The sequence below is a fragment of the Bradyrhizobium sp. genome (assembly GCF_049691595.1).
Lineage (GTDB): Bacteria > Pseudomonadota > Alphaproteobacteria > Rhizobiales > Xanthobacteraceae > Bradyrhizobium.
On sequence record NZ_JBAVNZ010000055.1, the window covers coordinates 1 to 14,356 of the forward strand.

Consider the following 14,356-nt stretch of genomic DNA (forward strand, 5'->3'; position numbering starts at 1 on the left):
ACCTCGCTCCGCGTGCCCCCGGGCGTGCAGGGCACGATCGTCGAAGTCCGCGTCTTCAACCGCCACGGCGTCGACAAGGACGAGCGTGCGCTGGCGATCGAGCGCGAAGAGATCGAGCGTCTGGCCAAGGACCGCGACGACGAGCAGGCGATCCTCGACCGTAACGTCTACAGCCGCCTCGGCGAGCTGCTGGAAAACCGCCAGGGCATCGCCGGTCCGAAGGGTTTCAAGAAGGACACCAAGATCACGCGCGCGGTGCTCGATGAGCATCCGCGTTCGCAGTGGTGGATGTTCGCATCCCCCAACGACAAGCTGATGGCCGAAATCGAGGCGATGCGGAAGCAGTACGACGAATCGAAGAAGGGCCTTGAGCAGCGCTTCCTCGACAAGGTCGAAAAGCTGCAGCGCGGCGACGAATTGCCGCCCGGCGTGATGAAGATGGTCAAGGTCTTCGTCGCGGTGAAGCGCAAGATCCAGCCCGGCGACAAGATGGCCGGCCGTCACGGCAACAAGGGCGTGGTGTCCAAGATCGTTCCGGTCGAGGACATGCCGTTCCTCGAGGACGGTACCCACGCCGACATCGTGCTCAATCCGCTCGGGGTGCCCTCGCGCATGAACGTCGGGCAGATTCTGGAAACCCACCTTGGATGGGCCTGCGCGGGCCTCGGCAAGCGCATCGGCCAGACCATCGACGCCTATTACCAGAGGCACGATCTCAAGCCGCTGCGCGAGACCCTGAAGAAGATCTATGGCGACGATGAAACCATCAAATCGCTGAACGACGGCGAGCTGGTGGAACTGGGCCGCAATCTGAGCCATGGCGTGCCGATCGCGACCCCGGTGTTCGACGGCGCCAAGGAAGCCGACATCGAGGAGATGCTGAAACTTGCCGGCCTCGACGCGTCGGGACAGTCGACCGTCTATGACGGCCGGACCGGCGACGCCTTCGATCGCAAGGTGACGGTGGGCTACATCTACATGCTCAAGCTGCACCACCTCGTCGACGACAAGATCCACGCGCGTTCGATCGGACCGTACTCGCTCGTCACCCAGCAGCCGCTCGGCGGCAAGGCGCAGTTCGGCGGCCAGCGTTTCGGCGAAATGGAGGTGTGGGCGCTGGAAGCTTACGGCGCGGCCTACACGCTGCAGGAAATGCTGACCGTGAAGTCGGACGACGTCGCCGGCCGTACCAAGGTGTACGAGGCGATCGTGCGCGGCGACGATACGTTCGAGGCCGGTATCCCGGAATCGTTCAACGTGCTGGTCAAGGAAATGCGCTCGCTCGGCCTCAACGTCGATCTGCACAATTCCAAGGTCGGCCCGGCGACGACATCCGAGGCGGCCGAGTAAGGTAGTTCGCGTCCCGGGCGCTGCGCAGCACGACGTGTTGCGCGGCGGACCCGGGACCTAGAAATTTTTCTGCGGGCCCGCTGGGTCGCGGATCAGCAACGCCCCGCTCACGCGCTGCGTCGCATCCGGGACACGAGGCACCGGTCAAGGAGAAGACCATGAACCAAGAGATTATGAATCTTTTCAATCCGACGACGCCGGCCCAGGTCTTCGACCAGATCCGGATTTCGATCGCATCTCCGGAGAAGATTCTGTCCTGGTCCTACGGCGAAATCAAGAAGCCGGAGACCATCAACTACCGCACCTTCAAGCCGGAGCGCGACGGCCTGTTCTGCGCCCGCATCTTCGGGCCGATCAAGGACTACGAGTGCCTGTGCGGCAAGTACAAGCGGATGAAGTACAAGGGCATCATCTGCGAAAAATGCTCGGTCGAAGTGACGCTGTCGCGGGTCCGGCGCGAGCGCATGGGCCATATCGAACTGGCCGCGCCCGTCGCCCACATCTGGTTCCTGAAGTCGCTGCCCTCGCGCATCGGCCTCTTGCTCGACATGACGCTGAAGGATCTCGAGCGGATTCTGTACTTCGAATATTACGTCGTGCTCGAGCCCGGCCTGACCGCGCTCAAGGACCGTCAGTTGCTGTCGGAAGACGAGTACCTGAAGGCGCAGGACGAGTACGGCCAGGACTCCTTCACCGCCATGATCGGCGCCGAGGCAATCCGCGAGCTGTTGAAGGGGCTCGAGCTTGAGAAGCTCGAGACGTCCTTGCGCGCGGAGATGCATGAGACCGAGTCCGACATCAAGCACAAGAAGCTCGCCAAGCGCCTGAAGATCGTCGAGGCGTTCCGCTATTCCGGCAACAAGCCGGAGTGGATGATCCTCACCGTGGTGCCGGTGATTCCGCCGGACCTTCGTCCGCTGGTGCCGCTCGATGGCGGCCGCTTCGCCACCTCCGACCTCAACGATCTCTACCGCCGCGTCATCAACCGCAACAACCGCTTGAAGCGGCTGATGGAGCTGCGCGCCCCCGACATCATCATCCGCAACGAAAAGCGCATGCTGCAGGAGGCCGTCGACGCGCTGTTCGACAACGGCCGCCGCGGCCGCGTCATCACCGGCGCCAACAAGCGTCCGCTGAAGTCGCTGGCCGACATGCTGAAGGGCAAGCAGGGCCGCTTCCGCCAGAACCTGCTCGGCAAGCGCGTCGACTATTCCGGCCGTTCGGTGATCGTGGTCGGCCCCGAACTGCGGCTGCATCAATGCGGCCTGCCGAAGAAGATGGCGCTGGAGCTGTTCAAGCCGTTCATCTATTCGCGGCTCGACGCCAAGGGCCTGTCCACCACGGTGAAGCAGGCGAAGAAGCTCGTCGAAAAGGAGCGTCCCGAGGTCTGGGATATTCTCGACGAGGTGATCCGCGAGCATCCCGTGCTGTTGAACCGCGCGCCGACGCTGCATCGCCTCGGCATCCAGGCGTTCGAGCCGGTGCTGATCGAGGGCAAGGCGATCCAGCTGCATCCTTTGGTCTGCGCGGCGTTCAACGCCGACTTCGACGGCGACCAGATGGCCGTGCACGTTCCGCTGTCGCTGGAGGCGCAGCTCGAGGCGCGCGTGTTGATGATGTCGACCAACAACATCCTGCACCCGGCCAACGGCCAACCGATCATCGTGCCGTCGCAGGACATCGTGCTCGGTCTTTATTATCTGTCGATCATGCGCGAAGGCCTGCCCGGCGAGGGCAAGATCTTCGGCGACATGGCCGAACTCGAGCATGCCCTGCATTCGAAGGTCATCCACCTCCACACCAAGATCAGGTACCGCTGGGAGGGCATCGACGAGACCGGCAAGCAGGTCAGGCGCTGGATCGAGACCACCGCGGGCCGGGTCATGCTCGGCAACGTGCTGCCGGTGTCGCCGAAGATCTCGTTCGACGTCATCAACAAGCTGATGACCAAGCGCGAAATCTCCGGCGTGATCGACCAGGTCTACCGTCACTGCGGCCAGAAGGAGACCGTGATCTTCTGCGACCGCATCATGGCGCTCGGCTTCTACAACGCGTTCAAGGCCGGCATCTCGTTCGGCAAGGACGACATGGTCGTGCCGCACGGCAAATGGAAGATCGTCGAGGCCACGCGCGCGCTGGCGAAGGATTTCGAGCAGCAGTACAATGACGGCCTGATCACCCATGGCGAGAAGTACAACAAGGTGGTCGACGCCTGGTCCAAGGCGACGGAGGAAATCGCCAAGGAGATGATGAAGGAAATCTCCTCGACCAAGAAGAACGCCAAGGGCGCGGATGCCGACATCAACTCGATCTACATGATGGCCCATTCGGGCGCGCGCGGCTCGCCGGCGCAGATGCGTCAGCTCGCCGGCATGCGCGGGCTGATGGCGAAACCCTCGGGCGAGATCATCGAGACGCCGATCATTTCCAACTTCAAGGAAGGCCTGTCGGTGCTCGAATACTTCAACTCGACCCACGGCGCCCGCAAGGGCCTCGCGGACACCGCGTTGAAGACCGCGAACTCCGGCTACCTGACGCGGCGTCTGGTCGACGTGGCGCAGGACTGCATCATCACCCAGGACGATTGCGGCACCAAGCTCGGCATCAAGATGCGCGCGATCGTCGATGCCGGCACCGTGGTCGCTTCGCTGGCTTCCCGTATCCTCGGACGTACCGCGGGCGAGGATCTGCGCGATCCCGCGACCAACAAGGTCGTGGTCAAGCGCGGCACGCTGATGGAAGAGATCCATGTCGACGCCATCCAGCAGGCCGGCATCCAGGAAGTGAAGATCCGCTCGGCGCTGACCTGCGAACTCGTCAACGGCATCTGCGGCAAGTGCTACGGCCGCGACCTGGCCCGCGGCACGCCGGTCAACCACGGCGAAGCGGTCGGCGTCATCGCCGCGCAGTCGATCGGCGAGCCCGGCACCCAGTTGACGATGCGCACGTTCCACATCGGCGGCGCGGCGCAGATCAACGAGCAGTCGTTCGTCGAGTCGAATTTCGACGGCAAGGTGACGATCAAGAACAAGGCGATCGCCAAGAACAGCGAAGGTCATCTGATCGCGATGGTCCGCAACATGGTGGTTGCGATCACCGATTCCGACGGCACCGAGCGGGCGACCCACCGCATTCAGTACGGCGCGCGCATGCACGTCGACGAAGGCGACACGGTCAAGCGCGGCCAGCGGATCGCGGAGTGGGATCCGTATTCGCGGCCGGTTCTGACCGAGGTCGAGGGCGCCATCGCCTTCGAGGACCTGGTCGAGGGGCAGTCGATCTCGGAGACGCTCGACGAATCCACCGGTATCGCCAAGCGCGTCGTCATCGACTGGCGCACGACGCGGGGCGGCGGCGATCTGCGTCCGGCCATCGTGGTCAAGGGCAAGGATGGCAAGGTGCTGAAGCTCGCGCGCGGCGGCGATGCCCGCTACATGCTGTCGGTCGACGCCATTCTGTCGGTCGACGTCGGCGCCAAGGTCAAGACCGGCGATATCCTGGCGCGTATCTCCACCGAGAGCGCCAAGACCCGCGACATCACCGGCGGTCTGCCGCGGGTGGCCGAACTGTTCGAGGCGCGCAAGCCGAAGGACGCGGCGATCATCGCGGAAATCGCGGGCACCATCCGCTTTGGCCGCGACTACAAGAACAAGCGCCGCATCTCGATCGAGCCGATCGACAAGACCGAGGAGCCGCGCGAATACCTGATCCCGAAGGGCAAGCACATCCATCTGCAGGACGGCGATATCGTCGAAAAGGGCGATTTCATCGTCGAAGGCAATCCGGCGCCGCACGACATCCTGGCGATCAAGGGCATCGAGGAACTCGCCGCCTATCTGGTCAACGAAATCCAGGAGGTCTACCGGCTGCAGGGCGTGCTGATCAACGACAAGCACATCGAGGTGATTGTCCGTCAGATGCTGCAGAAGGTGGAGATCACCGACCAGGGCGAGACCGACATGATCTCGGGCGAGCAGGTCGACAAGATCGAGTTCGACCAGCTCAACGCCAGGGCCAAGGAAGAGGGCAAGAAGATCGCTACGGGAACGCCGGTTCTGCTCGGCATCACCAAGGCGAGCCTGCAGACCCGCTCGTTCTTCTCGGCCGCCTCGTTCCAGGAGACCACCCGCGTGCTCACCGAAGCCGCCGTCAACGGCAAGGTCGACCCGCTGGAGGGCCTCAAGGAGAACGTCATTGTCGGCCGGCTGATCCCGGCGGGCACCGGCGCCTCGATGGCCAAGATCCGCGAAGTCGCGGTCAAGCGCGACAAGATGATCCTTGACGAGCGCGAGAGGCAGGCGGCGATCGTGCCGGCCGCTCCGGAAGTCGAGCCGCTGGCGCTGCCGCCGGCGGAGTAAGCCTCCGTAAATCTACGGTTCATGAAAAAAGGCCGGCGAAAGCCGGCCTTTTTGCTGCTTTCTTTCACCGTTGCGATGCAGGAACCCGCTTTGTTCATCTTTCCTTCAGGGTGAAAAGCGCTTTTGCTAGGCTGACTTAGACCGGCTGCTGCGCGGGCTGCCCGGAAGACGACGGAACCCACATGCTCGATCTTGCAATCGTTGGCGGCGGCCCCGGCGGGCTGATGAGCGCCTGGTATCTGAAGCGGAAACTCGGCGACCTCTGCCGCGTCACCATTTACGAGGCGTCGGACCGCATCGGCGGCAAGATCGTCACGCGCAAATTCGATTCCGCGCCCGCGACCTACGAGGCCGGCGTCGCCGAGATCTACGATTACTCGATGACCGGCCCGGATCCCTTGCGCGAACTGATTCAGCATTTCGGCCTGCAGACGATTCCGATGGACGCCGAGCAGGTCCAGCTCGACGGCGAGCTGCTCGACGACGTGGCGGGCATGCGCCGCAAATATGGGACGAAGACCGCGGCCGCGATCGAGGCGTTCCGCAAGCGCTGCAGCGACATGGTATCGCCGATCGAATATTACGAAGGCGTCGGCGCCCACGACAACGAGCATCCCTGGGCCTACAAGACCTGCGAACAGCTGCTCGACGAGGAGGTCGAGGATCCGGTTGCAAAACGCTTCTTCAAGGTGATGGCGCGTTCCGATATCGCGACCGAAGCCCACAATACCAACGGGCTGAACGCGCTGAAGAACTTCGTGATGGATATCGACGGCTATATCGGCCTGTATTCGATCCAGAACGGCAACGAGCAGCTGATCGAGTGCCTGCGCTCCGAGGTCGATGCGGATATCCAGCTCAATCACCGGGTTCTCAAGGTCGGCAAGACCGGGAGCGGCCGCTATCAGCTCAACATGATGAACGGCAAGGGGCCGGAGACGCGGGACTTCGATCTCGTGCTGATGTGCCTGCCGCATTCCTGGCTCGCCACCATGCACTGGGACGGCGAAGCGCTGCGCAAGTCGATGGTCAGGCACATCGCCTACTTCGACAAGCCGGCGCATTATCTGCGCGTCTCGATCCTGTTCGACGAGCCGTTCTGGGGCGAGAAGATCCCCGGCGCCTGGTTCATGTCGGAAGCATTCGGCGGCTGCTGCGTCTATAACGAAGGGGCGCGGCACGACGTCGGCAAGCACGGCGTCCTGAACTGGCTGATCGCCGGTTCCGACGCGCTGGCGTTCGCCAATCTCGGCGACCAGGAATTGGTCGATGCGGCGCTGAAGTCGCTGCCGGCCGCGTTCGGCGATGCGCGTGAGCATTTCCTGGAGGGCAAGATCCACCGCTGGCTGTCGTCGGTAAACGCGCTGCCGGGCGGGATGCCGGTGCGCGACGTCATGACCAATCACCGGCCGGAGCCGAAGCAACATCCGGGGATCGTCGTGGTCGGCGACTATCTGTTCGATTCCACGCTGAACGGGCTGCTCGATTCCTCCGATGCCGCCACCGACATCGTTCTCACCGAGATGATGCGGCTGCGCCGCGCCCGCGCGCAGCAGGCGAGGCCGCTGTCCGACAGGATCGACCGCGATTATTTCGAAAGATATCGCGGACTGGGTCCCTATAGCGAGGTCTGGAGCCAATTCACCGATCCGGCCTACCTGACCGATTTGATCAGGATCGTGTGGGGCAGGGCGAAAGGCTACAAGCTCTTGGTCGCGGGTTCCGCCAGCGGCGAACTGGTCGGCGCGCTGCGCGAGCGCGGCGTGGATGCATGGGGCATCGAGAACAATCGCTTCATTCACGCCAGGACGCCGAAGGCGCTGAAGAAGTTCAACAAGCTCGGCTCGATCGTCGATATGCCGTTCAAGGAAAACGAATTCGACTTCGTGTTCGAGACCAGCCTGTGCCATCTCGGCGACAAGCAGGTGGCGCGCGCGGTGCGCGAACTGAACCGCGTGGTGAAGACCGGCCTGGTATTCGGCTCGGTGACATCGGACATGGCGCCGGCGCTGATCGACCGCTACGACCTGCTGCGCGGGGTCAAGAAACTCGGCACCTGGTGGGAATGGTCGGAATTGTTCTTCGGTAACGGATTCGACCTCGCCATGCATCGCCGCGACTGCACCGATGCGTTGTGGGCGGCGACGCTCGCAGCCAACAAGGGACCCGGGCAGTGGTATGCCGACTCCGACAGCCTGCGTTATTCGTTCTTTGACAAGGTCGAAACCGAGGACTAATCGACAGCCAATTGTTTTGCCGAATTCGTCATGATCGCATAGGATCGGCGGGGTAGTGTTTTTGCGCTACCGCGTTCGATTTGCGGTCATGCCGGCCGTGCAGCATCGGTTGGTTTCATGGCGCCAAAGCCTCCGTCATCGGATGATCGGGATCCTGCCGCGGCGGATGATGTCGAGCTCGAGAAGAAGCCCGCCGCCGCGCCCGATCCCGGCGGCAAGGCGGCGGCCTCGTCAACCGATGACGATGACGACGCGCTCGAGCGCGATGACGATGATGATGACGAGGACCTCGTTGTTTTTACCGCCAAGGAAGCGGCCGGCGCGCTCGCGACCATCTATGGATTCGTCAAGCCGTTCCTGACCAATTACAAGAAGCTGCTGGCATTCGTCGGCTTCGGCGTCCTGGTCGAGACGCTGTTCAACGTCATCATGCCGCTCAGCCTGAAATTCCTGATCGATGACGCGCTGGGCGAAGAGGATTTTCAGGCGCTGTACAAGATCCTCGGCGTGCTCGCGGTCGCCGGCATCGTCACCTCGATCATCGCGGTCTGGTACGAGCGATGGGACGCGCGGCTCGCGGCCAGCGTGATTTCGGACGTGCGGGCCCGGCTGTTCGAGCACGTCCAGAACCTGCCGTCGGCGTATTTCGCCCGTACCAGGCGCGGCGAAATCCTCTCCCGTTTCTCGATCGACCTCTCGGCCTTCGAAGGCTCGATCAAGAGTTTTGCCAACAGCGCCGCGCTGCCTTTCTTCGAACTGATCGCCGGCATCATCCTGATGCTGTTCCTGAACTGGCAACTGGCGGCGGTCGCTCTCCTGGTGTTTCCGATCACGCTGATCGGGCCGCGGATCCTGACGCCGAAGGCGGTGCAGGCGAATTACGAGCAGAAGCTCAATGAATCGGCGCTGCTCGGCATGGTGCAGGAAAACGTCGCGGCGCAGGCGGTGGTCAAGGCGTTCAGCCTGCAGCGCCGGACCCTCGGCTGGTTCACCATGCGCAACCAGGATGTGCGGATCAAGACCGCGTCTGCCGTGTTCCTGTCCACCATGGTCGAGCGCACCGTCACGATCTCGGTGCTGTTGCTGCACCTCGTGGTGCTGGCGATCGGCGCCTACCTCGCCACCAAGGGCCAGATCACCATCGGAACCTTCGTCACCTTCGAGAGTGCGTTCTGGGAGGTGTCCTACAACATCGCCCATCTCATGCACTTCATTCCGGTGTCGATCCAGTCGGCGGCCGCGGTGCGCCACATCCAGGAGCTGCTCGACGAGCCAACCCGCGGCGCCGACCGCCCGGGCGCGCCGGACCTGCCGCGCATCACCAACGACATCACCTTCGACCACGTGACCTTCCGCTACGAAGGCAGCCAGGCGCCGGTGCTCGACAATTTCAGCCTCAAGCTCAATGTCGGCAAGCGCATCGCCATCGTCGGCCCCAGCGGTTCCGGCAAAAGCACGCTGCTCAATCTGATCCTGCGCCTCTACGTGCCGGACGAGGGCCGCGTCACCATCGACGGCGTCGATATCCGTCGGGTGACCCGCGAATCGCTCCGCGCAAGCATGGCGGTGGTGTTCCAGGAGAACATGCTGTTCAACATGTCGATCCGCGAGAACATCCGGCTCGGCAAGGAAGGCGCAACCGACGAAGAGGTCGAGGAGGCCGCGCGCAAGGCGGAGATCCATCGCTACATCGTCAGCCTGCCGCAGAAATACGACACCCCGGTCGGCGAGCGCGGCGACACGCTGTCCGGCGGCCAGCGCCAGCGCATCGCGATCGCGCGGGCGATCATCCGCAATCCTTCCCTGCTGTTGCTCGACGAAGCCACATCCGCGCTCGACCAGACCACGGAGGCGGCGATCAACCGCACGCTGCTGAAAGTGGCCGAGGGCCGCACCATGATCTGGTCGACCCACCGCCTGACGTCGGTGGTCGATATGGACGAGATCATCGTGATATCGGGCGGCAAGGCGATCGAGCGCGGCTCGCACGAGCAACTGCTCGCCGCCAACGGCGCCTACCGCAAGCTCTGGGACGACCAGGGCCATGCGCCGCATAACCCGGCCGGTCAGGCCGACGACGCCAACGAAGACGACGACGATGAGGATGACGACGAGGCGTGAGTTCGGGAGAGCCGGTTCGGCGGCCCCGTCGACGCCGTCAGGCTGGCCTGCCGTGCTGCGGCTGCCCGGCCGATCCTGCTGCATGATGTGGTGCAGTCGACCGGTCCAGAAGCCGCCTGCGGATGGCGTGCGCCGTTCCATGAGCCAGCCGGGCCAGGAATCGTGCCCAGCGGCGCCCGCGCCACGCGATGCCGTTGTCGATCGATAGCGCGCGCAGGTGGTAGGCTTTCGAGCGGCACCGCGCCTCGCATTCCGCCTTCTCGGGATCGTTGTAAAACTGCGAAATCTTTTGCGCGTCCATGCCGTTGGTCGAAAGCCAGGCCGGGATGTAGACATTGCACAGCCGCCCGACGTCGGTGAACACCTTGGTGGTGCCGGTTCCGGCGGCGGGGCAGGAGGTGGAGAAGGCATCGCCGACCAGCACCACGCCCGGCTGAAGATGGCCCTCGGTGACATAGAGATCGGCGGGGCGGATTTTGACCGGCCCGCGCACCCTGAACTCGCCCATCATGCGCTCAAGGCCCGGCATCATGGCGCACATCGTCTGCTCCGGCGCCTCCCGGAATTGCTGAAACCACGGATCGGTCATGTCGCGATAGACCATGAAATTGGCGCGCATCGCGCCGCCGATCGGAAACAGCGTGAGATAGGCCATCCGCTCGCGCGATCGCTTCGGCCAGTAGGTCAGCGCGGGAAAACGGAACGCGGCGCGGCCGACCGGCTCGACGTCGAAGCCAAGCGTGATCGAATGGCATGGGCTGATGACGCGACGCTCGACCCCGATCAAATGGCGAAGACCGATGTTGAGCCCGTTGGCGAGCACGACCAGGCGCGCCGAGATTTCGTCGCCGCCTGAGAGCTGGATTTTCTGCCGCTCGTCGCCGCAGGCGATACCGGAAGCCTTGGCAAAAATGGTTTCCACGCCGGGGGGAATTTGCGCGCGGACGGTGTTGACGAGCGTGTCGTACATGATGCCGTGCTGGTCGCTGGGTTTTTTGGCGACGACGTAGCCGAAGCGCGCTTCCCACACTTCGCCGTCGAGCGTGGTGGCGCGCAAGGTCGGCTCGGCCAGTCCGGTCTTGCGCAACAGCTCGAGCTGCTCGCCGCCGATCTTCTCGCAGCGCAGTTCCGGCGGATAGACGGGGTGCGGGTCAACCAGGATGGCCGCGATGCCGGCGCGTCCCAGCATCGCGGCGGCCATCGAGCCGGCGAGCCCGCCGCCGACGATTGCAACATCCGTGTAGCGCATGCCTTAAGCCTCTGATCGAACGGCCTATCCTTGCGCCGCAAGAAGCAAATAAAGCTTGAAGGAAAGGCCGGGGCCACCGCCAAAACCCGTGCGACTTAACCGAAAAGCAATGTCGCGGGAACACGATCCGCCGCGATGACGAAACTGGCGCAAGGGCATTCATTCGATGGTTTCGGTAACGATCGATTCACCAAACCTGGCCATCGGCCCGCAATGGGACGATCTGGTCCGGCGGGCGTCGTCGAATGTCTTCATGAATCCTGCCGCGCTGAAGGCTGTGTGCGAGGCGGATTTGGCCGAGGTCCGCATGATGCTGGCCTGGGAGCAGGGCGCCGAGTCGCGCAGGCTGGTCGGCGTCTGGGCGATGCAGTTGCGCAAGGTCGCGCCGTTCTGGCCGGTGTTTCTTGAAGCGCTGCCGTATAATTACGCCTTTCTGTCCAGCCCCGTCATCGACCCGGCCTTTGTCGACGAGGTGATTGCGGCGTTCTTCGTGGCGATCGAAGCGACCTCGTCGCTGCCGAATGTGCTCAGCATGAAGGCGTTCGACGCCGAATGTCCGAGTTATCCTGCGATGCTGAAAGTGCTGGCCGGGCGCGGCATCAAGCCGCTCGTGCTTTGCGAACATGCGCGGCCGTTCGTGACCCGCGAGTTCGGCGTCAAGCGCGCCGGCTCGACCCGGAAAAAGCTGCGGCAGGACTGGAACCGGCTGACCGCGCTTGGCGCCGTCGACGTCATCAACGAGCGAACGCCCGCGGGCGCCGGGCAGGCTTTTGAAACCTTCCTGGCGCTGGAACAAGCCAGCTGGAAGGGCGCCCGGGGGACCGCGCTCTTGTCAGATCCCGGGGATGCCGCCTTTGTCAGGAAATTGCTGCGAGAGCTTGCGGCCGGACAAGACGCGTCGGTGGCGTTGTTGCGGGTCAACGGCGAGGCGGTCGCCGCCCAGGTCCTGATGTATTGCGGGGCGACGGCCTACACCTGGAAAACGGCATTCGACGCCCGCTACGCCAAATATTCGCCCGGCACCCTGCTGATCGATCGCGTGACGGACGAGCTGTTCGCGGGGCCGGATATTTTCGCGATCAATTCCTGCGCCGCGGAGACCAGTTTCATGGCCCAGCTCTGGGCGGGGCGGCGGGCCATGGTCGATCTGCTGGTCGATATCGGCCCGGCCAAATCGCTGCGTTACCACATGGAAGCCGGCCGGCAGCTTGGATATGAACGCTTGCGCGACGTGCGCGACCGGTTGCGGGGCCGGTTGGGGGTGCCGACCGCCAAAAAGCTGGTCCCAGCCACCCGCCAGGCCTGATTATACCCGGATAATAGTACCACCCTTGTTTGTTCCAGCCCGTGTTTGCCGATCCCGGCCAAGGGCTGACCTCAAGGCGTGCTGGTTCCACCGGCGGAGGCGACATGATCGTCCCGCCGAGAATTCACGCGCGGCCGGAAAACGCGGGAGCCTTGGCGTGGGTCGCATGTGGAGCTCGCGCACTCAGCCTGCGGCTGAAGCCCTGCTGTCGCTGTCGTTTCGCCTTGACTTGGCTATCCACCGCTTATAAAACGCGGCCACTTAACGACAGGCGGTGAGCAACGCCAACGTCGGAACGGAACACCCTTCCAGCTTTTTCGGAACCGGGATGGGCACCAACCTCGACGAATGCCGCTCAAACGCTGTCGATCATAGCTAGGCAATGCCAGGACGATTTTGGTTCTCTTGAGCGCGTCCTCTTTGAGACGTCCTCTGGAGAGTGAACTCGGATGCATGACCTCGGGTGCGGGCCGAACAGCGAACGCTGATCGGTCTTGATCGCGGTCCTCTGTGGCGTCGAAGCGCTTTCCGCTCAGCGATGAGTGGTTGGCGCGATTTCGCTTTGCGTGGGTCTCTTCCGCGCGGGGCGGGCCGGACGGGACGGCCGGTCCCGGGAAGAATTGGCGGAGCCGTCTTGGGGCTCCGCATGAACTAAAGGATGAAGGCTGACATGCCGACGATCAACCAGCTGATCGCACATCCGCGTGCGGTACAGAAGTCGCGCAAGAAGGTGCCGGCGCTGCAGCAGTCGCCGCAGAAGCGCGGCGTTTGCACGCGCGTCTACACCACGACCCCAAAGAAGCCGAACTCGGCGCTTCGCAAGGTCGCAAAGGTGCGGCTGACCAATGGCTTTGAGGTGATCGGCTACATCCCGGGTGAAGGCCATAACCTTCAGGAGCACTCGGTGGTCATGATCCGCGGCGGCCGCGTCAAGGATTTGCCCGGCGTGCGCTACCACATTCTCCGCGGCGTCCTCGATACCCAGGGCGTCAAGAACCGTAAGCAGCGTCGTTCGAAATACGGCGCCAAGCGTCCGAAATAATCGGGAACAGACCAGATGTCTCGCCGCCACTCTGCCGAAAAGCGTGAAGTGAACCCGGATCCGAAGTTCGGGAACATCGTCATTACGAAGTTCATGAACTCGATCATGTACGACGGCAAGAAGTCTGCCGCCGAGACCATCGTCTATGGCGCGCTCGAACTGATCGAGACCAAGACCAAGCAGGGCCCGCTGCCGATTTTCGAGCAGGCGCTGGAAAACGTGATGCCAACCATCGAGGTTCGGTCGCGTCGCGTCGGCGGCGCCACCTATCAGGTACCGGTCGAAGTGCGCTCGGTGCGCCGGCAGGCGCTCGGCATTCGCTGGATCATCACCGCGGCGCGCGAGCGCAACGAAAAGACGATGACGGAGCGGCTCTCGGCCGAGTTGCTGGACGCATCGAATGGCAGGGGGAACGCCGTCAAGAAGCGTGAAGATGTGCACCGGATGGCGGAAGCCAACCGCGCCTTCTCGCACTATCGCTGGTAACGGCGAAACAACGGATTTTAAGGAACAACCCATGCCCCGCCAACATGCCATCGAGGACTACCGAAACTTCGGTATCATGGCGCATATCGACGCCGGCAAGACCACGACCACCGAGCGCATCCTTTATTACACCGGCAAGAGCCACAAGATCGGCGAAGTGCACGAAGGTGCCGCGACGATGGACTGGATGGAGCAGGAGCAGGAGCG

Annotated in this window: 8 protein-coding genes and 1 pseudogene; 8 read left to right on the forward strand and 1 reads right to left on the reverse strand. The window is 63.3% G+C overall.

The features are described from left to right. From WCE35_RS02360 to WCE35_RS02375, 4 genes and pseudogenes are all read left to right on the forward strand, one after another. Nucleotides 1-1,350, forward strand: a pseudogene (locus WCE35_RS02360) (DNA-directed RNA polymerase subunit beta); the annotation flags it as partial. A 158-nt stretch (nt 1,351-1,508) separates the two neighbouring features. Continuing rightward, the gene (gene rpoC, locus WCE35_RS02365) at nt 1,509-5,708 is read left to right on the forward strand and encodes a DNA-directed RNA polymerase subunit beta' (protein ID WP_424591733.1); all 4,200 of its coding nucleotides are present in this window, start codon (nt 1,509-1,511) and stop codon (nt 5,706-5,708) included. 182 nt (nt 5,709-5,890) lie between these two features. Further along, nucleotides 5,891-7,945 (forward strand): FAD-dependent oxidoreductase, encoded by a 2,055-nt coding sequence (locus WCE35_RS02370; protein WP_424591734.1) that lies wholly within the window; start codon nt 5,891-5,893, stop codon nt 7,943-7,945. Nucleotides 7,946-8,062: 117 nt separating this feature from the next. Next, nucleotides 8,063-10,066, forward strand: coding sequence for an ABC transporter ATP-binding protein (locus WCE35_RS02375; protein WP_424591735.1), 2,004 nt, complete (start codon nt 8,063-8,065; stop codon nt 10,064-10,066). Between the two features lie 37 nt (nt 10,067-10,103). On the opposite strand, the gene WCE35_RS02380 is transcribed toward WCE35_RS02375, so the two are convergent. After that, the gene (locus WCE35_RS02380; RefSeq protein ID WP_424591736.1) at nt 10,104-11,315 is read right to left on the reverse strand and encodes an FAD-dependent oxidoreductase; all 1,212 of its coding nucleotides are present in this window, start codon (nt 11,313-11,315) and stop codon (nt 10,104-10,106) included. Nucleotides 11,316-11,481: 166 nt separating this feature from the next. Between WCE35_RS02380 and WCE35_RS02385 the strand changes: the two genes are divergently transcribed. From WCE35_RS02385 to WCE35_RS02400, 4 genes are all read left to right on the forward strand, one after another. Next, the gene (locus WCE35_RS02385) at nt 11,482-12,621 is read left to right on the forward strand and encodes a GNAT family N-acetyltransferase (protein ID WP_424591737.1); all 1,140 of its coding nucleotides are present in this window, start codon (nt 11,482-11,484) and stop codon (nt 12,619-12,621) included. Between the two features lie 670 nt (nt 12,622-13,291). Further along, nucleotides 13,292-13,663, forward strand: a complete 372-nt coding sequence (gene rpsL, locus WCE35_RS02390) for a 30S ribosomal protein S12 (protein ID WP_424591738.1) — start codon at nt 13,292-13,294, stop codon at nt 13,661-13,663. Nucleotides 13,664-13,678: 15 nt separating this feature from the next. Beyond that, entirely contained in the window at nt 13,679-14,149 is a 471-nt protein-coding gene (gene rpsG, locus WCE35_RS02395; RefSeq protein ID WP_424591739.1) for a 30S ribosomal protein S7, read from the forward strand. Between the two features lie 31 nt (nt 14,150-14,180). Further along, the coding region (locus WCE35_RS02400; RefSeq protein WP_424591740.1) for a GTP-binding protein at nt 14,181-14,356 on the forward strand (176 nt) is incomplete at its 3' end.